Source organism: Thiosulfatimonas sediminis (assembly GCF_011398355.1).
GTDB lineage: Bacteria > Pseudomonadota > Gammaproteobacteria > Thiomicrospirales > Thiomicrospiraceae > Thiomicrorhabdus > Thiomicrorhabdus sediminis_A.
The window spans coordinates 1,729,675-1,749,595 of the sequence record NZ_AP021889.1 but is presented as its reverse complement, the minus strand read 5'-3'; the positions used below and the strand labels follow the sequence as shown (position 1 = coordinate 1,749,595).

Genomic DNA, 19,921 nt, shown 5'->3' with positions numbered 1-19,921 from the left:
GCGTTATTCGCCGAGTAAATCGAGTTGCGGACTGATTGCGTATTGTGCGCTCTCTTTTTGGTCTTGGTTGATTCGGCTGGCTGTTGGCCCTTTTTGATTGCGGTATTTGGCATCCAAACGTTTATTGTAAGGTTGTTCGGAAGGGCTGGATAAGGTTTCGAAATTAATCGCGCAGATGTCCATGCCCGGACGAAGTGCTAAGGGCAGTTTTCCGCTATTAAAAATTTCTAAAACGATTTGCCCTTCCCAGCCTGGGTCAATGCGATGCGCAGTGACATGAACCATTAAACCAAGACGCGCTAAGCTGGAACGGCCATCGAGCCAGCCTACTAAGTTATCTGGAATTGAGACGGACTCATAAGTGGCTGCCAGAGCCAATTCACCAGGGTGTAGGAAGAATGCAGCACCTTCGGCAATTTCAATTTCATCGCCCATCACGGTGTCCATGATTTTTTGAACATCATCGCGTGGGCCGCTTAAATCAATATATGGGGCGGTGTGGTCGTTGAAAACGCGGAATTTGTTGTCTAAGCGTAAATCAACGCTAATCCCTTTGATTTTACTGTCGTCCGGTGTCGGTGAAATGGCAATTTTGCCGGCATTGAGGTGTTTCTTGATATCACGGTCACTGAGTTTCATAAGGATTTCTTTTTAATTGAATTTGGGCAATTTTTGTAAGGTGAGTAGCAGAGTTTGTTTTTCTTCTCGGTCGTAAATGCGTACTTTGCCAGGAAAATACTCCACTTGTGGTAATAACCATAAGTCTATCTCATAGCGCTGGTTTCCAAAACGGAATTTTTCTGCGGCGCTACGTCCATAGCCAAGTTGCACCATGGCTGCTTGGTATTGTTCGCTGAAATGCAGAGGATATTGTTTTTTGCCGACGTGTAATTGCAATTTGGCTTGGTTCAAATCTCGATGTTGTTTGGCATACCATTGAATCGCGTAGACAATTGAGGTGCTATCAAATAATCCAGGTGACCACGTGAATTTGAGATTTTTTTCTAAATAAAGAAGCTCTTGGTTAGCCACTTGGTAGGTGGTGAATTTATCTTTTTTTTGACTGCCTGACGGACGAATAACCTGTTTTTGGTAACCATGCCAGCTAAATTCAGTCTGGCTTTGATGAAGCTGAATTGTTTCTTTAGCGGAATCCTTAACAAACCAGCGCGCCATACCTTGCGGCGAAGACTGCGTTGTGAGTTGGCAGTTTGCTGGGCTATCCGTTTGCTTTATGTTGCAGTGCAGCTGGTGTTGGCTTATGCCAACATCCATGCCGTAAAGATGGAGGCCAAAGTCGGCACTAAACTCCTTTAACGCTGGGTTTTTTGAGTTTGAATCAGTGGCTGCGGAATGCGCGCTGACGGTAAGCAAGCATAGGCCAACAAAACCAAATTTGCGGACGTGATGTTTGAGAACGTGTACTAAACCTATGTTTGGCAAACTGGCGCTTTCCTAAGGAGTTAACGGTAACCGTAAAATTAAGCGTCGATGGTTAGCGGATGCTCCAATCGGCGCTGTTGATAAATAACGTGGTTGTCTGCTAAAGAAACCTCGCCGCGACACAGCCAACGAATCACTAATGGATAGGCGATGTGTTCTTGGTGGTATACCTTTTGTTGCAGACTCTGTTCCGTCTCATCCGGTTCAATGGCAACTTTGGCTTGTAAAATAACCGGCCCACCATCTAATTCGGGGGTGACAAAGTGGATGCTCAAGCCATGCTCACTTTCACCAGCTTCTAAAGCCCGTCTATGAGTATGTAAACCGGTGTACTTAGGCAAAAGGGATGGATGAATATTCACCATTTTACCAAGAAAATTTCGAGTGAATGCTTGCGTTAAAATGCGCATAAATCCAGCAAGAACCACAAAGTCGATCGTTGCTTGTTCAAGCACGTTTTGCACAGTGGCATCAAAGGCTTCGCGTGAATCATAAGCAGTATGATCAATACAAAGCGAAGGAATACCGGCTTGTTGAGCGCGTTTTAAGCCAAATGCGTCAGGGCGGTTGGAAACAACTAAGGCGATTTCGTAGAGTTCAGGAACCTGCGTCTGATCGTCAATCAGCGCTTGTAAGTTAGAACCATTGCCGGAAATAAGTACGGCAATTTTTTTTGGGGAGTTTGCACGTGTCGTGTTTGTCATTGGAATGTATGGCGGAGTATTGATGCGGATTAGCGTAAACGGCAATGCCTCTCGACATTCCCGTTTAAGGCTTACCGACTTAGTGAGAAGTCAGTTCAACGCTTGGTTCTTCGGCAGCAGAGTCTTCAATGACACCGATGACAGAAACGTTTTCACCAGAAGCTTGAAGAGCGGCGATGGCTTTTTCTTGGTCTGCCGCGTCAACGACGACGACCATCCCAATCCCGCAGTTTAATGTACGGTGCATTTCTTCAAACTCAACATTGCCTTTTTCGGCAATCCAATCAAATACCGCTGGGCGATTCCATGCATTGGTGTTAATTTTTGCTTTGGTATTGTTTGGCATAACACGCGGTAGGTTTTCTAATAGTCCGCCACCAGTGATGTGCGATAGTGCGTGAATGTTAATCTCTTGCATCAGGTTTAGAATCGATTTTACATAAATACGCGTCGGTGCCATAAGCGCGTCAATAAGCGGCTGGCCGTCCACTTCTTGACTTAGATCCGCTTCATTCACCTCGATGATTTTACGAATGAGCGAATAACCGTTTGAGTGTGGGCCGCTGGAAGCCAATCCAAGCATGATATCGCCAGCTTTAACTTTGCTGCCGTCAATCAAATCGGCTTTTTCGACAATCCCAACACAGAAGCCGGCAAGGTCATAATCCCCTTTTGGATACATGCCCGGCATTTCCGCGGTTTCGCCGCCGATCAGTGCACAACCAGATTGTAAACAGCCGTCACCAATACCTTTAACAACGGCAGTCGCTACGTCTAATTCTAGTTTGCCGGTTGCGTAGTAGTCTAAGAAAAACAGGGGTTCTGCGCCTTGCACAATCAAGTCGTTGACACACATGGCGACTAAGTCGATACCGACTTGGTCATGTTTGCCACTGTCGATGGCCAAGCGCAATTTGGTGCCTACGCCGTCGGTTCCAGAAACTAAGATAGGATTTTTATACTTGCTCATATCCAATTCAAAAAGCGCACCGAATCCGCCAAGAGAAGAGGGAACCTCTGGACGTGCTGTCGCTTTAGCTATCGGTTTAATTGCCTGAACTAGCGCGTTGCCAGCATCAATGTCTACACCTGCGTCTTTATAACTGATTGATTGGGTTTTTTGCGTCATAATCTTCTATCTAACTTTTAAATCTGCATTGATTCAATTAAGCCGGAGCTTAAATGGATATGAATGAATGGGTTTAATGACCAAAGCGGTTTTAAACGGGCAAATGACCCAGTAAAAAACGCTAAAGCCGACCAAAAAAATATTATGATATTGTAACGAAATTTTTAGGCCGCTATATGAGAACTTTTCAGCAATTATTACTCGCCTCTGTATTTATCCTGCCATCGGTAATAAATGTACAGTCTGCTTATGCCGAAGGCGCGCCGCTCAAACCAGCCGTTGTCGCACCTAATCCGCCCATGCTCTCAGCGGAGCCAATTACCTCATTACCCATAGTTATCTCTGAAACCGATCTTCCGCCGCCAGTCCAGATGACGCAAATTACCTCGAAAAATTTATATCAAGTTGAATTAGCGCACGACTCGCAGCGTGGTAATGCTGTTTTGAGTGACCCTGAGTTAAACGCTTTAAGCGCACAAGCGATTCGCCAGCTGTTGTTGCGTTTGACGGGGAAGAAGGCGCTTTTGGCATCACCGCGTGCCGCAATTTTACTTGCCAATCCTCGAAATCTATTGAAAACCTATGATTATGTCCCGATTGTGCAAGAAGGTGTACAGGTTGGGCGTAAGTTACGCTTAACCTTTGACGAAATCGCGGTTAAAAGCGCCTTAGCGCAAGCACAGATTAAAATATGGCCGCTTAATTTACGTCCAAAGTTGTTATTGATGGGCACCTTGGTGGAAAACAATTCGGTCACCAAGCTTAATAAAGAGGCACTGCAATATCGGGTTGATGTTAATCTGCTTGAGCAATTTGCCCAATTGGCGCTTCCGGCAATGGTTCCGGTTGATGCAACGACGTGGGTTTATCCGATGAATCCGGCGAATAACATCGGCCCTTTGCAAGATGTCATGGTGCAAACTAGTCAAGATAAGTTGCTCAGTTATAAGCTCAACCATCGCGTTGATGACTTCGAGTTGAGCTGGTATCTGTTTGCGCAAAATGGAACGGTTTTAGCAAAGGGTAAAGCCAATTCAACCGAGCGAAACGTACTTTTTAACGACATGGTTAATTTGGTCTTGGCCCGTTTGGTTGAGTTGAATCGCGATTTATTAGAGGTAAATGACCAAGTAGTCATTAACTTGACCAATATTCGTGATTTGCAAGCCATTGGCCAGGCGACTCAACAGCTAGAGCAAACCATTCCAACCTTAACCGACTTGCGATTAGTGACGGTTGAGCAGCAGTTGGCGCAGTTGCAAATTGCTTTTCGTGGTGATTACGCCAATTTGATGGCGTGGTTAGCGAGTTTGCCGCAATTTGAAATTTTACGCTCGTCAGAAATGTTGCGCCAAGTTGATGCTAAATTTACTTACATCGAACCGCCGAGTCGCGGTGAGTAAAATGGCGCGCTGAAACCGTCTAAATTATAAAATAATCATAAAATTAGTTGTCAGAGTTAAGGGAGAAAAAGCACTGTGTTTGTACAAATGCCGTTAAAAATGGGGCTTAGAGATGACGCTAGCTTTGAAACCTTTGTTGCTGAGCAAGAATCCGTTGCTGTGGCACTCAATGCATTACAAACGACCTTAAGCGGTGTTCGTGGTGGCGCTTTTTATCTGTGCGGCGAAGCCGGAGTAGGCAAAACCCATGTTTTACAGGCTGCGTGTCGCTTTGTTACGGAGCGTAATCAAGCCAGCGTGTATTTGCCAATGGGCGATGAATCTCTACCATTGATACCGGATGTATTGCATGGCTTGGAGCAGACAACTTTAGTGTGTTTGGATGATGTAGATGTCATTATCGGTAAAAAACATTGGGAAGCCGCGCTGGCCAATTTGATTGTAAAGTCTAATGTACAAGGAAATACGTTGATTTTTGCAGGCAGCACGCATATTTCTCATTGGAATATTGTGTTACCGGATTTGGCTAAGGCTTTAGTGAGTGTGTTACCCGTCGAGCTTCTTCCTTTAGCCGATACTGGAGAATTGATTGTTGCTCTGCAGCGCCATAGTCGCAAACGCGGTTTTGAATTGCCGCATAATGTTGGGGAGTATTTGGTCAAGCACTGCTCACAAAAATTACCGGACTTGATGGAATTACTGAATGTGCTTGAAGAAGCCACTTTGGTTGAAAAACGCCGCTTGACCCTTTCGTTAGTCAAATCTGTACTGCCACACACCGTAGATTAATTACTTTAAGCGTCGCGCTTCGCAATGATGAACAGATAATGGCGGTCAAGCCTTGTTGCTTGGTTGGCTACTGGATATTTCTTACAATAGCGTACATTAAATTTATTCAAAAAACGGAAACGATTATGAAATCACTCTTTTCTGCAAGCCGCAGACATTTTTTGCTAGCGGCCACGCTTTTTGCATCGGCAGGTTTATTTATGACGCCAAGCCAAGCACAAGAGACACCGGAGATCACTTTTATTGATTTAGATGGTAAGTCAAGCAAGTTGTCTGATTATCGCGGCAAATGGGTGGTCGTTAATCTGTGGGCGACTTGGTGTCCTCCGTGCCTAAAAGAAATTCCGGATTTGGTGATGTTTCACGAAGATCATGCCAAGAAAGATGCGATTGTGATTGGGGTTAATTACGAAGATATTGATCCACAAAAAGTGAAGAATTTTGCTGAGTCACAATTGGTTAACTATCCGATTGTTCGCTTTGAAGGCAAGGTGGATGGACGCACTACGCCATTTGGTAAACTGCAAGGTTTACCGACAACCTATATGATTACTCCGGAAGGTAAAATTGTCGCGGCACGAACGGGGATGGTCGATGGCAAAATGTTGGAAGATTTTATCAACAACTATCAATAGCTAACCCTGCGGTTTGAAGCGCGCGCGAGATTATTCATTGTGTTGTCTCGCGTGGATTCGCTGAAAATGCCCAACTCTATTACCGTGCTTTAGCAACTATTGGTTGAGTAATGCGGGGCTTTGCAAACGGGTTTTTAGAGTCGACAAGAGCACAACTTGGGAATTACCCAAATTATTTAAATCTGCAAGGTAGCCAGTCTTTGGTGCCTTCGATTTGTCGGTTTTACCAAACTCAGTAGAGGTCTTTTGATTTTTTTTAGGCCCGCATCAAAATTTCTTACGTAAAATTTCACTTAAAGAGTCTTTAGCCGATTTACTTAAGTTGATATATTTCCCATCAGAAAGTGTGAATCGCTTGTTTGGTTTGTTTGGTCTGGTTTTCTTTAGTTAATGAACGTATGGGAGTCTCGCATGGTATTCACGATTCAGGACGCAATCGGTGTCGCATTTCGGTCAATACGCACAGGATTATTGGCGAGTCTGTTGGGTCTAGCGGCTCTAAATTCGTCAAACAGCTTTGCCGCAGATCCGTTTTTTGATGAATCTTTTGGTAATTACCATGAGGATTTACAGACCGCTAAAGACAATGGCAAAAAAGGCATTTTTATTTTTTTTCATATGGAAGAATGTCCGTTTTGTCATCGTATGCGTACTACGATTCTGCAAGATAAAACAGTCATAGACCGCTTTCGCAGCCATTTTTTGACCTATATGCATGATATTGAAGGCAGTAATGAAGTTATCGGTTTTGATGGTCAGGCGATGACCTCGAAAGACATGGCTGAAAAAGTATTCCGCGTGCGCGCGACCCCAGTCATGATTATTTTTGACTTGGATGGCAATCCAATTGTGCGCTATACCGGCCCAACACGAACCCAAGAAGAGTTTCTATGGATAGCCGATTACGTGCTTGACGGTGCTTACAAAAATCAATCGTTTACCGCTTATAAACGTACGCGTAAACGCGCTGAAAATCCTTAAATTCGAAAGGAATTTGATCTTGAACCTTTCTGTCTTCTTTGCTCCGCTTAACGGCAGCCCTCGGTTGGTTGGGTATGCGTTTCACTTGGCGTTGGCGAGTACGCTGTATTGCACTGCTGCCGCGGCAGATAATGCAACTGCAACAAATGCCCTTGTCGCACAGTCGAGCGGCGGCCCAGAGGTTTGGGCGTCAGCTAGCCAAAAGCCCGCGCAAGCTTTACCGAATCCGTTAACGTTGGGGTATCTGCTTAATGACTTTCCGCTGCATTCAGCACTCGCCAGCATCAATCAAGCCCAATCGGGTGTGATTCAAGCCGAAGCGGGTGTACTCGCGAAACAGAATCTGGCGATGTTGGATATTGAAGGGCGCTTGTCTCGTCGCGAATTTAATAACGAGGCGCAAAACAATCATCTTTTAGCATTGCATTTCGGTAAGGTTTTGTATGACGGGGATGCAACGCGTTTACAGCAGAAAGCTTTAATGGGAATGGCGGATGCAGAGCAGATGCGTTTTGTTGCAGAACTTGAACGACATAAAATACAAGTTATGCAGGCTTTTTTTAACGCCATCTTGGCTGACTTTCAGTTTCGTATAGATAATGAAGCCATGGCGATTGAATACATCGCGTTTGATAAAATGAAAGACCGTCACAGTTTAGGTCGGGTATCGGATGTGGATTTGCTGGAGGCGGAATCGAATTATCAGCAAGCTTTATTGGCTCGTTCACGAGCCGAGCAGAATTTATTAAAAATGCGTCTTTTATTGGCCAATACTCTCGGATATGCTGACGCCCGGCCGGATAAATTACAGTTCCCGAACTTGGCGGTTTATGCGCAGCGTGATGCCAAAACATTAAACTTGGAAGCGTTACAGCAGTCGGTTGCCGACCATCCGCAATTACGCGCTTTAAAGCAGCAGTGGGTGGCTCAACAGCAAAAAGTCGCCACGGCCCGCAGCAGTAATCGGCCAACCATTCGTGCTGACGCTTGGGCTGGGCAGTTATCGAGTTATCCAGAACTTCGTGAGGGGAATTGGCGCGCGGATTTGAGTTTGCATTTGCCGTTGTATGATTCAGGTCTTCAACAAGCGCAAATTGAAAAAGAGCAGGCGACTTTGAATTTGTACCAAGCGCAATATGATGATTTGGCACGGCAACTGCGCGAGCAGATTACGGATCTGTACTTTCAAATTCAACTCCTCAAAACCGAACAGAAAAAACACGCTTTGTTTGGCGATTACGCTGATTTGTATTTGGATTATAGTCGCGCACTTTATGAAAATGAAACGGCTACAGATTTGGGCGATTCGATGGTGCGCCTTTCTGAAGCGAACTTTAACATGACCGAGTGGCAATTTAAGCAGGCGCTTTTGTGGGCACAATTAGATTTTCTGCAAGGTAAGCCATTGGCGTTAACGGTGCCGGCTTTTAAGGTCCCAAACTAGATGAGAATAGCAATGAAATCAATCTTATCGTTTAACAAAATTCCAGCTTTAGCGCCTTGGTTATTGGTGCTGGGCCTTGGTTTGCACGCGTCGGTTGTGCAAGCGCAAAATGTGCTGATCGGTTCATTGGTGGTTTCGCAAGTGCAAACCGTGTATGTGCAAGAAGGTCAAACGGTGAAGGCGGGGCAGAAATTGATGGATTTAGACGATGCGCGCTACCGAGCGAAAACCGAGTTACTGCAGGCCAAAGTGACCCTAGCCAATGCGCAGCTGCAAGATGCTCAGATTGAATTAGATCAAGCGTTAGATTTATTCGATCGCACGGTCACTTCACGCCGTACTTTAGATGCGGCAAAATTGGCGCACCTTAAAGCGAAAGCGGAGTCGCAAATTGCGCAAGCAGATTTGAAAATGCATCAAGCCTGGGCTAAGTATGTGTACATTCGTGCGCCGATAAGCGGTAAAATTAGCAAAATTTTTGCGCCGGTCGGAAGCACTGTTTTTCAAGAGAACAGTCCTCTGGTTGAATTGGCGCCTTAAAATGGATGGAAAGGGTATGTGGGCAACACGAATTAAATACGGATTAAAATATTGGCGTTTAGCCATTCACCTAATTTTTAAAACCAAGCATTTTGGGGTGAATAATCTTTGGTGGGCTGCCCAGCCGTCAGCAATTGGTTGGCATTGGTATCAGATTCTTTTTGGTATTTTGACGATTGTGCCGATTGTGCGTAACTACCAGTCCCTTAAAGTTCGCAGCTGTTTGGGTTGGTTACCGGAAGCGGAATGTTTGGCTTTGGGTTTTAAACCCAAAGTTCAGCCTTAAGCCTCTTCTGATGTTTGAATTGGATATGGAACAGCGCCAATCCTATCGGGTGGCACGAAGTTTTGAAGTAACTGATTTTGACGACCTGGATTTTTCAGAACCATTTGATGGTTATGATGTCAATTTAACCGGTCTGAGCTTTTGGGTGGATGAGGCTGATTGGTTTTTGCCCAACCAAGAAGTCAGTTTACGGGTACGAAATTTAGAAAGTGGCGAAACTTACTGTTTTGATTCATTAACAGTGGTGCATATTCAACCGCGTTCAGGGCGTTTTTTGTGTGGCTGTCATATTAAGCAAATTACCAGTTCGCAGCTACTGAGCCACCACCGTCTTGTCATTACCGATGCCAAAACAGCGGATATTTCGATGTCCGGCTCAGAGATGCGAGAGTTTAATTTTATCGAGAGTGGTTCGCCAATATCGACAGATTGCGCGGATTTGCAAGAGGCGTTAATGGCATTGGATTTGGCTGTCGCGGAAATGCAAGCCAATCAACAGGTCGGTGAGCAGCATCTGGCAGAGATGTTGCAACAGCTTAAATGGCCGCAATCCAACGACGCTACCATGGCTCCCCTTCAGCAATCGCTTGAGCAGTTTGAGCGGTTTTTCCAGCAAGTTGGCAATTCGGCTATCGCATTGGGGATTTTGGCGAAACTGATTGCGCATACACCCAAAGAGAGTATCGATAAAAAAGCGTGGAAAACGGTGTTGGCGGATTTTGAGAATCGCTTTTTGAGTGAAAAATTGCAGATTGCTTTCGACTATATGCACCAAGGAATGGCGCCGCAAGAAGCCTTGTTCCATGCCGAAAAAATCCAGCAAGATAGTTTGTATGCTGAGTTACGGGAAAACCCAGAAGCTTAATTAACAGAATGTTGCACGATAAAAATGGCTGAACGAATGCGATTTCGTTCGGCCATTTTTATTTTAGTCGAATAGCAATATTAGTATTTCCAAACAACGACTAAGCGACTATGTGCTTGAGTTCGGTCTGTGCTGTCGGTGTCGTACTCGCTGGTACGGCTAGCATGGAAGACTTTGAATGTTAAGGCTTTGCTGTATTTCCAAGTCAGACTCATATCAAATTCGGTCGCATCGGTATCGGCGCTCAAACTGCCGACAGTGGTGTCGGATTGCCCGTAGTCGGCATAACTTGCAGCCAGAATCCAGTTAGGTGTGATTTTGTATTGGCCGCCAAGCTTATAAGCGGTGACGTTTTCACGATAGGCATTCCGCGAGAAAGTGCTGCTGGTGTAAGCCGGATCGCCGCCCCATGCGTTTAACATGGCACTGTCGCCGGAGCTGTGGTTGGCCGCCAAGTAGGCGCTCCATGTCGGCTTGATGTAGGTGGCTTGCGCGCCCAGCAGATTGAAGTCCCGTTGGCCGCCGAGTGCCGCGCCGATCTCTTGTTGGTTAAGAAGCTGGGCTTGCAGTTTGACACTGTCTTGATTGGCCAATTTGAATTTTTGCTCGCCGTTGATGTAAAAATTGTTGCTGATGTCATCGGCGTAGTAATTCCATAACGAAATTTGGCTTGCTTGAGTGGGCTTAACCTCAAGATTAACGATGCTGATGCCGTTGGTTTTGCGCGTGTTATTGACGATGGTTGCATCGGCAATGCTGATGAACTCTGCTTGGGTTGCCGTCGGGTTAATGGCGGTGCCGGCGGTTCCGGTTCCTTCGCCGATCAGACTCCATTCAGTTGCGGTGCGTGCGCCTAAGGCGATGCGGTTGATCTGGGTAGCGCTTACCCGAAGCGAGTCGTTCACCTTGTAGTCAATTCCATAGCCACTGTGAAAACTCGGCATGGTACTGTCTGCGCTAGTCGTTAGCGGCGAGTTGAAGAGAGTGCGTCCGACAAACCAGCCGAAATCGCCATGTTGTCCGGTCAATTTCAGTTCACCCATTAGGCCGTTTGCACCTTGATCATTGCTGGTGTAAAGGCCTCGTGCCAAGCGATCTTGTGCACTCGGATTGTCTAGATTATTGCCCAGTAAGTCGCCGTCCATATAAAAACCGGCCACCAGATTGATGCCGTTCCAACGTACGGATGTGTATTTCATTTTAAGTAGTTCTGCGGTACCGTAGTTTGGATCAAAGTTATTGTTTTTTCCATCCAGAACGGTAATCGCTTTGACCATGAAATCCAGTGTGCCTTTATCTTCACCATCAATGATCATGGGTTTAGCGTAAGCGACGTTAGCCATCATTCCAAAGGCGAGCGTGGTAATAATCGGTTTTAACGGCATCGTTTTCTCCTGTTATTCTTTTTTAAAGGGCAATTTCAAGGTTCATAGTATAGTTGAAGTGAGTTGTTGTTTGGGTTTATGCACTGGTTTACATCATAATAGTTTTTTAAGTGTTGCTATTATGTTTACTTATAAGAATTTTTTTAGAATGGATAAATATAACTAAGTTCACACGCGTAAGCTTTCCGGTTTTGATAGATAGGTTTTTTACTCTTTTTCCAATATTGATTCGATTATGTTGTGGAGTGTTTGTATGTTTAAGCCTTTGTTACTGGCAACCGGTTTTGCGGTGACCCAACTGTTTTCAATTGCCGCTCAGGCGAAGACCGAATTGACCTATTACGGTCAAGCCGGTTATAAAATTGTTACCCCGCAAGGCCATGTGATTATGATTGACCCTTGGCTGACCAACCCGAAAAATCCGCAAGGCGAAGCGCAGCTTAAAGCTTTAAAAAAAGTGGATTTGATTTTATTAACGCATGGGCATTTCGATCATATCGGCGACACGGTGGCCATCGCCAAGCAGACAGGCGCAAAACTAGTCACCAATTTTGATTTGGGAAAAGTAATGGTCGAGAAGTTAGATTTCCCCAAAGACCAATTCGGTTTTCCGACCACCGGTAATATTGGCGGGCAAATTCCGCTGTTAAACGGGGATATTCAGGTCGGCTTTACGCAAGCGATTCACAGTTCCAGTGTTGGCGTTCCCTTAGCAGACGGTACGGAAACCTATTATGGCGGGACGGTCACCGGCTTGCATATTCAAATTAAAGACGGTCCGAGTTTTTATCATACCGGCGATACCGATGTGTTTCAGGATATGGCGTTAATTAATTTGTTCGGGCCCGTCGATGTGATGCTGGCGGCCATCGGCGATACCTTTACCATGGGGCCAAAACGCGCTGCGCACGCGGTAAAACTGGTGCAACCGCGTAAAATGGTGATTCCGAATCACTTCGGTACTTTCCCGTTATTACGCGGTACGCCGGAGCAGTTTGCCGGATTCTTGAAGCAAGAGGGCGTAACGACGCCCATGCAGGTGATGCAGCCCGGACAGAGTCTCACGCTGGAGTAACCTATAAAAAACCTCCTTGCGATTTTACCGCTTGGAGGTTTTTTTAAGCGTTTGAGCGATTATTTCGCGTCGAAGATTTCATTAATCGCAAAGAAACTGGTGGTGCCACTGATTTCGTTGGCGACAATCAACATCGGTTTGCCGTTCGGACTGTCTTGCGCGGCAACAAACTCGATGCCTTCCGGGCCATAATCTACCGCATTGCCCGCTTCAATCGAGGCTTGGACATCTTCGCTGGTGTCACGGTCGTTAAAATACTGCACGAAGGTGCTATTTGCAGGGTCGGTAATGTTATAGACCATAATGCCGCCCATGCGCTCTAAGCCGACAAATGCATAAGTCTGAGTACCGACTTGACCGATGGCCAAGGCTTCCGGTTCCGGTCCTTTATTGTCCGAACGGTCATCGCCGCTGTTTTCGGCATTGTCGTTGTTGAAATCGGCACCGAAAATTTCGGCGGTCATTTGCTCGAAGTCATCGCCGGAATCAAACACCTGTTCGCCGGTTTCGGCGTTGTATATTGAGAAGGAGCGTCCGCCGTAAGCATAGAGTTCGTTAAATGCTGTGCCGCCGTTTTTTGCTACCGTGGTGTGGTAAGAGAACTTTAGACGCAACAGTTGATTATCGCCGCCGAAACCGCCGTTATCGGCGATACCTGAGCTGAGCGTGACATTGTCGTTAGCGTAATAATCTTTTGCCGAGAAGGCATCGACACAATTATCTTTGGCGTCGAAGAAGTAACCCGATGCTTCGCAAGTCGCCTGATCGGTGACATTTTCCAGCCAGTCTTGGCGATCATCGCCTTCGTTAGCGGTAAGTAGGTAAGTTGTACCAGCAACGCTATAGTTGGTGATGGTGTCCGGCATATAGATGCCTTTGACCGGCCAAGTTTGGATATTGACCCCATCTTTTTGGCTGGCGTCCAGACCTTTGCCGGCTAAGCTATGGTCTTTAAATCCTAAGCCGATAATGCGTTCAATGCGTTTGCTTTGCAGATCAATCACGGCAATAGCGTTATTTTCTTGCAGTGCAACATAGGCTTCGCTGCTGTCGGCCTTAACGGTCACGTATTCCGGTTCAAAGCTTTGTGCGACGGTCGCGTTTAGGCCATCCAAGACCATCAACGCTTTGGGCAGTTCGCCGTTGCGCGCCGCTCCTTCGTTAAAGTCGCTAAAGTCGAGCTCGGTCGTATTGCTCAGCAAGGATGTGCCGTCCCAAGTGATGTCGATAATTGCCACTTGCCCAAGTGGATCGACGCTATAGTCGTTGTTGGGTTCGCCTTCTAAAGCGACCACAAGCTGTTTACCGTTTGGCGTAAAGGTCAGCATATCCGGCAGAGCACCGACGCTCACTGCCTCGATAAAGCGAATCGAGTCCTCCGCCACCTTGTAAAAAGCGACCCAGCCGTTGTCGGTTTTGGTGGTGTTTTCAACGGCGACCGCTAAGAGACCGTCATGAAAATCGACCGAGTTAGCCGCGCCGACCGCACCGCTGATGTCATTGGCAAGGGTGATTTCACCACGCTTGCTCGGTGCGCTTGGGTTGGACGCGTCTAAAATGTCGATTTTGCCGGATTGGGCATTGACCACAAAGGCTTGTTGAGTGGTTTTATCGAAAGTCACGATTTCTGCCGCCGATGCGTCATAGAGGCCGGTGACATAGGTGCCGATTTTAGCAATTTGGATGCTAGAGCTGTTTTCAACAATCGGCGTCGGGTTCAGTTCAATTTGAACACAGCCGCTGAACGCGGTGATTGCAATGAGGCCGCCAAGGGCGACGACAAGCGGTTTTTTGGCAAAAAGCGTCATGATTATCCTTGTAGTTTGTTGCGTTTGAGAACGTCTTAAAGTTTTAAACGCTAGGATAAACAAAGAGCTTTACTGTCTTTTGACAGAAAAATTGCAGTTAAATGAAGCTTTTATGCAAGTGGGCTGAGTTATCTTAGATCAGTCATGATTCTCGGGACAGCTTTCAGGATTAAACAGCATTTTGACGACATTCTCGGTAATCAGCATTTGATCAATGCTTGCTTGAAAATTCATCATGGTTATGCCTTGAATCTCGATGGCGTTAACGCATTCAGTGTTCATGTTTTTGGCGATGATTTCGCCCTCTTTGGAGACAATCAGGGCACCCAAGTCGGCGATGGTCTTCTGCTGCTTAATCAGTTGCGTGTAAAAATGAATCCAGATAAGCGATATGACTTTCTCTCCGAGGCTGAAGAATCCGAAAAAGTAATAGCAGCCGATTTCGTCTGCCGGAGCGATATCTAAGAGAGAAATCGCATCGGCGCGCATGTTGAAATTCATTAGGCGGCGAAAGACTTCCGGTTTGAGGCGCAGCGCAAAGAAATGACCGTAATAGTCCCCTTGGTATTCGCATATTGCAAAATAATTTGAGGGATTTGTAGCCAAGTTTTCATGCAGTGTATAACAGAGTTGAGGTCCGTAAATCTCTTGCATAATCATATGGTTGCGGCGCAAAGCGGTCATTTTATGAAGGGAGTCGTGAAAAGGCTTTACCTTAAAGAGTTTGGTGTCCATGTTTTTCGTCGGGAAGTCCATCACCATTTTGTGGCGGCCGAGCAGTTTGGAGAAACCGATTGCACAGAAGCTCTTTTCAATTTCGATTGGTTCGGCTTCTTCTAGAAACGGATAGATGCGACCAAAATATTGAGAGAAATATTTGATGATTAAAGTTTGTTTACTGAGTGCCGGTTTAGAGACGCCGCGTTCCCATCGACTTAAGGTGGTGGCATCCAAAGAATTGAAAGCTGAATCGTTTTGAATCAGAGCATCAACTAGTTCGGTTTGAGTTACGCCTGTGTTTTCTCGGCAAATACGTAAATAGTCACTAAACTTAAACATAACGGATAAATCTCAGTTTTTGCATAATTAAAGGCAGAAATAGATGATATTTCAGGTAACTCTAGAGCAATGTAATTGAGTGTAGAGTCTTTAATTTCGGTGGTTTATAACAAATTGTTTTTCTATCTGGATACAAAAGTGCATGCTTTCTTTAGTAGTGATTTTGCCTAGGCGAATAAATTAAAATAAATATTTTTTTTAGCCCTTTGGTAGCAAGATACACTCGCCTAGAATGTCTTTTATTAAGCGTTAGTTGTTTAATTTTGTCGTATTTTACGGCGCTTTAAGCTACTCTGTTTAAACCAGAAAGTGGATTTTCTGGGTTACTCTTTTTGCAAGAGTAGTGGCTGAGCGATTGTTGATTGTGTCTTTGATAATGGCGTTTGACGGAATCATTTTCGCTGAGTTTATCCAATTTGTTTATTTCCCAAAAGGTCTTGGACCTTATTTGAATCCTGACAAGATGACGTTCTTGTTCAGGATTTTTTTTGTCTATATTACCGTAACTCTTACTTTTCCGTGAATATTTTGCATACTAAAAGGCGCGTTTAGCTTTAGAGATACAGAACAAGTCCAAATGGCGTCAGGCCAATTAGAATTTGACTGAGCAAGGAAGCTGTTTACCGCCAGTCCAGACTTGGAAGCAGAGTGCAGTTAAATACTTTAAAGCGCCGACGGGCGGGGGATTGCAGGGGCAACTTCGTCGTTACCCCTCTCATCCATAGTGATGCATTTCCAGGGAAGCTTAGAATTTGCACCTTGCAATTTCGTGCTGAGGTGAATGGAGACTTATTCCGTGCCTCTTTAGCGTTTATTTTTGCGATGTCTGGCACGGCGCTCTTTTTTGGCTTCTTCACGCGCTTTCTTTTTTTCTTCTTTTGCTTGGCGCTGCAGTTCCACTTGTTGTTGCTCTTGTGCCATCATTTCTGGAGTTTCCAAGGTCAGATCACCCATATAGCGGTCGCGATATTCCATGATGAAAAGGCGCGACACTTTTTCTAAGTCAACAATGCCACCAGCACGAAGGCAGCCGCGTTTCCGACCAATGATTTCCAGAAGTTCCACATCACTTTCCGGTAGTTGTTCTAAATCATAACGCTGTTTAATTTGCTGCGGATAAGCGTGCATCAGGTATTCGCAGGCATAGGATGCGATGTCAGGCAGTTCAAAAGCTGTCTCTTTGATGCCGCCGGTAATCGCCAAACGGTAGCCGCTGTTCTCGTTTTCGATATTTGGCCAGAGCATTCCTGGCGTGTCGATAAGAATAATGTTTTCTTCGAGTTTAATGCGCTGCTGGTTTTTCGTCACAGCCGGCTCGTTACCTGTTTTGGCAATAGTGCGCCCAAGAATACTGTTTATTAACGTTGATTTACCAACATTGGGGATGCCGATGATCAGCGCGTGAATGGTTTTGATGCTGCCCGCTTTTTGTGGCACCATTTTTTTGATAAGGCTTAGAATTTGTTCGCGACGGTCACTCTGTTGTGCATTAAACGAGAGGGTTTTGACACTGCTTTCCTGTTCCATGAAAGCTTGCCAGCGTTCTGTCACTTGTGGATCGGCTAAATCGGTTTTATTGAGAATTTTGATGGTTGGCTTATCTTTACGAATTTCTTCAATCAGCGGGTTTTGGCTGCTAAACGGAATGCGGGCGTCCAACACTTCGATAAACACATCCACTTGGTGGAAAATTTCACGCACTTCTTTTTGTGCTTTATGCATGTGTCCGGGGTACCATTGAATGCCCATGTTGTCTCCGTGGTGTTAAAGTTGGGGATGAAAAAACGCCCAAAAGGGCGCTCTTTTTTCGTTGCGAGGCGGCTGTTTAAGCGACCTGCTGTTGGTAGGCTTGTTTGGATTTTTCGTAAATCTGAATCAGTTGCTGCATTTCTGCTTCATCGTATTCACGTAGACCGCCAATGGTCATGTTTTTTGAGCCTTTACCGACTTCGATGTCATTTTCGAAAATCGCAAAATGCAATTTGATTAAACCGCGCTTGCCATCCACATCTAAAGTACTGTCTGTTAATTTAAGTTGCGGGTTACGCAAGTTTAAATCATGCAGTTCAAATGACATGTTGTCGTAAATGACCATCGGGCGGCTTGGATTAATCATCACCTTATTTTGCTGCATCAGCGGCACTAAAATATGTGGAAAACTGATCCCCGAAAATGCCACATAGCTGCGCGCGAAATTTTCGATCAATTGGGCATCGTCGCTAATCGCTCCGGCGCGTTCAACGTGCAGATAGTCTTTGCCTTTTTCATCGGTAATCACCAGTTTTTCCGCATCGGTTAGTGGTAATTCAAGCGGTAGATTGTTGCCAACCATGCCGGTGTATTTAAACGTCATGTTTTGTGATAGGCCGTATTTTTTTAACACCAATGAAAACAGCAAATCGCCGGGTACGCAAAACCGTTTAGAATCAGGGTTATGTAACGGATTAAAGTCATTGGCGACCTCTTTAGCGAAGCGGCTGCCTTGTTCGGCGCTAATTTGAATCCGTTCGCCAGTGGTTTGGTAAAAATGGTCTAAAAACATATTGCGCCTCTTACTTAGCCAGCTGTGCCATTAGGAACGCCATAAATTCATCGATGGCAACATCTTGCGGTGCGTCATTACGGCGGTATTTGTATTCAATCATGCCGTTGTCTAAACCGCGTTCGCCGATAACGATGCGATGCGGAATGCCGATTAAGTCCATATCTGAGAACATGACCCCAGGGCGCTCGGCGCGATCGTCGAGCAGCACGTCAACGCCTTTGGCCATAAGTTCGGCGTAGATGGTTTGTGCCGCTTCCGCTACGCGCGGTGATTTGTGCATTTGCATTGGCACGATACAGACTTGGAAAGGCGCGATGGCATCTGGCCAAATAATGCCGCGATCATCGTGATTTTGCTCGATTGACGCGGCAACGATACGGGTAACCCCGATGCCATAGCAACCCATTTCTAGCACTTGTGCACGACTGTTTTCATTTTGTACCGTGGCGTTAAGTGCTTTGGAATATTTGTTGCCGAGTTGGAAAATGTGACCCACTTCGATGCCTTTATGAATTTCCAATTTGCCATGGCCGCAAGCACTGGCATCGCCGGCTTCGACGTTACGCAGATCCACCACTTCGCTGATGTGCGCATCGCGTTCCCAGTTTGCGCCAGTGAAATGGAAACCGTCTTCATTCGCACCGCAAATAAAATCCGCACTGACCGCCGCAGTACGGTCTACCAAAACCGGAATGCTTAAGCCGACTGGGCCGATGGAGCCCGCCGAGCAGCCGGCCGCAGCTTGAATTTGTTCATCGCTGGCCATAGTGAATGGACTGGCCACTAAGGGGTGTTTTTCGGCTTTGAGTTCGTTCAATTCATGATCGCCACGTAACACTAAAGCGATGACCGAATGTTCTTTACTGGCGCCTTGTACCAAAAGGGTTTTGACGATTTTCTTTTTCTTGACTTGCAGCAGGTTGGAAACCTCTTCAATCGAATGGGTGTTCGGCGTGGCAATTTTTTGCCGTGTTTGAGTCGCTTCAGGACGCGCACTATTGGGTGCAAGTGCTTCAGCTAATTCGACGTTAGCAGCGTAATCGGAGTTACTGCAAATGGCGATATTATCCTCACCAGAGTCGGCTAAAACATGAAATTCGTGCGAGCCATCACCGCCGATTGCGCCGGTATCTGCTTGTACTGCGCGGAATCTAAAGCCGATGCGGCTAAAAATGCGGTTGTAGGTTTCGTACATCACATCGTAGGTTTCTTGCAGCGACTCTTGTGAAAGATGGAAAGAGTAAGCATCTTTCATAATGAATTCGCGTGAGCGCATTACGCCGAAACGCGGGCGGCGTTCATCGCGGAATTTGGTTTGAACTTGATAGAAATTGATTGGCAATTGTTTGTAGCTGCGAATTTCTTTACGCACGATATCGGTAATCACTTCTTCGTGGGTCGGCCCCAGTACAAACGCGCGGTCATGGCGATCGCTAAAGCGTAGCATTTCACTGCCCATGGTGGCATCGCGGCCGGACTCTTCCCACAATTCAAGCGGCTGAACGACCGGCATAAGCAGTTCTTGCGCGCCGGCACGGTTCATTTCCTCGCGAATAATCGCTTCTACCTTGCGCAGCACTCGCAATCCCATTGGTAGCCAGTTATAAAGGCCGCCGGCCAGGGGGCGAATCATACCGGCGCGAATCATCAATTGGTGGCTGATGACAACAGCATCGGATGGGGTTTCACGGGTGGTGGCGAGCAGTAGGTTTGAGGTTTTCATTGACGCAATTACCTTGAAAAAATCGCAATTATAAAAACCGCGTATTTTAGCAGAAAGCGAGCCTTAGGGTGAACAAACGACGAATCCACTCCTAGAGATGATTTGAT

At 46.0% G+C, this 19,921-nt stretch carries 19 protein-coding genes; 9 read left to right on the top strand and 10 right to left on the bottom strand.

Annotated features, from left to right (window positions below; translation table 11 throughout):
* Positions 1-3 precede the first annotated feature (3 nt).
* Genes dcd through purM form a run of 4 tightly spaced genes read right to left on the bottom strand, consistent with a single transcriptional unit; the run spans position 4 to position 3,276 of the window.
* Positions 4-639, bottom strand: coding sequence for a dCTP deaminase (gene dcd / locus HRR27_RS08110; protein ID WP_173272611.1), 636 nt, complete (start codon positions 637-639; stop codon positions 4-6).
* A gap of 12 nt (positions 640-651) precedes the next feature.
* Positions 652-1,443, bottom strand: coding sequence for a DUF3108 domain-containing protein (locus tag HRR27_RS08105; protein WP_173272609.1), 792 nt, complete (start codon positions 1,441-1,443; stop codon positions 652-654).
* Positions 1,444-1,481: 38 nt separating this feature from the next.
* Complete coding sequence (gene purN, locus HRR27_RS08100; RefSeq protein ID WP_243830812.1) at positions 1,482-2,192, bottom strand: phosphoribosylglycinamide formyltransferase; 711 nt, start codon at positions 2,190-2,192, stop codon at positions 1,482-1,484.
* Positions 2,193-2,226: 34 nt separating this feature from the next.
* Positions 2,227-3,276 carry a phosphoribosylformylglycinamidine cyclo-ligase gene (gene purM, locus HRR27_RS08095; protein ID WP_173272608.1) on the bottom strand — a complete coding sequence of 350 codons (1,050 nt, stop codon included), beginning with the start codon at positions 3,274-3,276 and terminating at the stop codon, positions 2,227-2,229.
* Positions 3,277-3,452: 176 nt separating this feature from the next.
* Between purM and HRR27_RS08090 the strand changes: the two genes are divergently transcribed.
* The 8 genes from HRR27_RS08090 to HRR27_RS08055 all read left to right on the top strand — a co-directional run bounded on the left by HRR27_RS08090 (position 3,453) and on the right by HRR27_RS08055 (position 10,219).
* Positions 3,453-4,679: a DUF2066 domain-containing protein gene (locus tag HRR27_RS08090; RefSeq protein WP_173272607.1), complete on the top strand. Its 1,227-nt coding sequence runs from the start codon at positions 3,453-3,455 to the stop codon at positions 4,677-4,679.
* Positions 4,680-4,754: 75 nt separating this feature from the next.
* The gene (gene hda / locus HRR27_RS08085; RefSeq protein ID WP_173272606.1) at positions 4,755-5,468 is read left to right on the top strand and encodes a DnaA regulatory inactivator Hda; all 714 of its coding nucleotides are present in this window, start codon (positions 4,755-4,757) and stop codon (positions 5,466-5,468) included.
* Between the two features lie 125 nt (positions 5,469-5,593).
* Positions 5,594-6,103 carry a TlpA disulfide reductase family protein gene (locus tag HRR27_RS08080; RefSeq protein ID WP_173272605.1) on the top strand — a complete coding sequence of 170 codons (510 nt, stop codon included), beginning with the start codon at positions 5,594-5,596 and terminating at the stop codon, positions 6,101-6,103.
* A 411-nt stretch (positions 6,104-6,514) separates the two neighbouring features.
* Positions 6,515-7,084 carry a thioredoxin family protein gene (locus tag HRR27_RS08075; protein WP_173272604.1) on the top strand — a complete coding sequence of 190 codons (570 nt, stop codon included), beginning with the start codon at positions 6,515-6,517 and terminating at the stop codon, positions 7,082-7,084.
* A 19-nt stretch (positions 7,085-7,103) separates the two neighbouring features.
* Positions 7,104-8,528, top strand: a complete 1,425-nt coding sequence (locus HRR27_RS08070) for a TolC family protein (protein ID WP_173272603.1) — start codon at positions 7,104-7,106, stop codon at positions 8,526-8,528.
* A 12-nt stretch (positions 8,529-8,540) separates the two neighbouring features.
* Positions 8,541-9,068 (top strand): efflux RND transporter periplasmic adaptor subunit, encoded by a 528-nt coding sequence (locus HRR27_RS08065; RefSeq protein ID WP_173272602.1) that lies wholly within the window; start codon positions 8,541-8,543, stop codon positions 9,066-9,068.
* Between the two features lie 16 nt (positions 9,069-9,084).
* On the top strand, positions 9,085-9,354 hold the full coding sequence (locus tag HRR27_RS08060) for a hypothetical protein (protein WP_173272601.1): 270 nt from the start codon (positions 9,085-9,087) through the stop codon (positions 9,352-9,354).
* A gap of 10 nt (positions 9,355-9,364) precedes the next feature.
* The gene (locus HRR27_RS08055; protein ID WP_194240652.1) at positions 9,365-10,219 is read left to right on the top strand and encodes a PilZ domain-containing protein; all 855 of its coding nucleotides are present in this window, start codon (positions 9,365-9,367) and stop codon (positions 10,217-10,219) included.
* Positions 10,220-10,299: 80 nt separating this feature from the next.
* On the opposite strand, the gene HRR27_RS08050 is transcribed toward HRR27_RS08055, so the two are convergent.
* Positions 10,300-11,604: an OprD family outer membrane porin gene (locus HRR27_RS08050; RefSeq protein ID WP_173272599.1), complete on the bottom strand. Its 1,305-nt coding sequence runs from the start codon at positions 11,602-11,604 to the stop codon at positions 10,300-10,302.
* Between the two features lie 253 nt (positions 11,605-11,857).
* Here HRR27_RS08050 and HRR27_RS08045 point away from each other — a divergent pair, with 253 nt between their 5' ends.
* Positions 11,858-12,679, top strand: coding sequence for a metal-dependent hydrolase (locus tag HRR27_RS08045; RefSeq protein WP_173272597.1), 822 nt, complete (start codon positions 11,858-11,860; stop codon positions 12,677-12,679).
* A 59-nt stretch (positions 12,680-12,738) separates the two neighbouring features.
* Here the strand turns inward: HRR27_RS08045 and HRR27_RS08040 are convergent, their stop codons facing one another.
* From HRR27_RS08040 to HRR27_RS08020, 5 genes are all read right to left on the bottom strand, one after another.
* Entirely contained in the window at positions 12,739-14,487 is a 1,749-nt protein-coding gene (locus HRR27_RS08040; RefSeq protein WP_173272595.1) for a choice-of-anchor I family protein, read from the bottom strand.
* A 138-nt stretch (positions 14,488-14,625) separates the two neighbouring features.
* Positions 14,626-15,546, bottom strand: a complete 921-nt coding sequence (locus tag HRR27_RS08035; protein WP_173272593.1) for a helix-turn-helix domain-containing protein — start codon at positions 15,544-15,546, stop codon at positions 14,626-14,628.
* 804 nt (positions 15,547-16,350) lie between these two features.
* Positions 16,351-17,295 (bottom strand): ribosome biogenesis GTPase YlqF, encoded by a 945-nt coding sequence (gene ylqF / locus HRR27_RS08030; RefSeq protein ID WP_173272591.1) that lies wholly within the window; start codon positions 17,293-17,295, stop codon positions 16,351-16,353.
* A 76-nt stretch (positions 17,296-17,371) separates the two neighbouring features.
* Positions 17,372-18,088 carry a DUF3581 domain-containing protein gene (locus HRR27_RS08025; protein ID WP_173272589.1) on the bottom strand — a complete coding sequence of 239 codons (717 nt, stop codon included), beginning with the start codon at positions 18,086-18,088 and terminating at the stop codon, positions 17,372-17,374.
* 10 nt (positions 18,089-18,098) lie between these two features.
* A complete protein-coding gene (locus tag HRR27_RS08020) occupies positions 18,099-19,814 on the bottom strand; it encodes a proline--tRNA ligase (protein WP_173272587.1) in 1,716 nt (571 codons plus the stop codon).
* Positions 19,815-19,921: the final 107 nt, after the last annotated feature.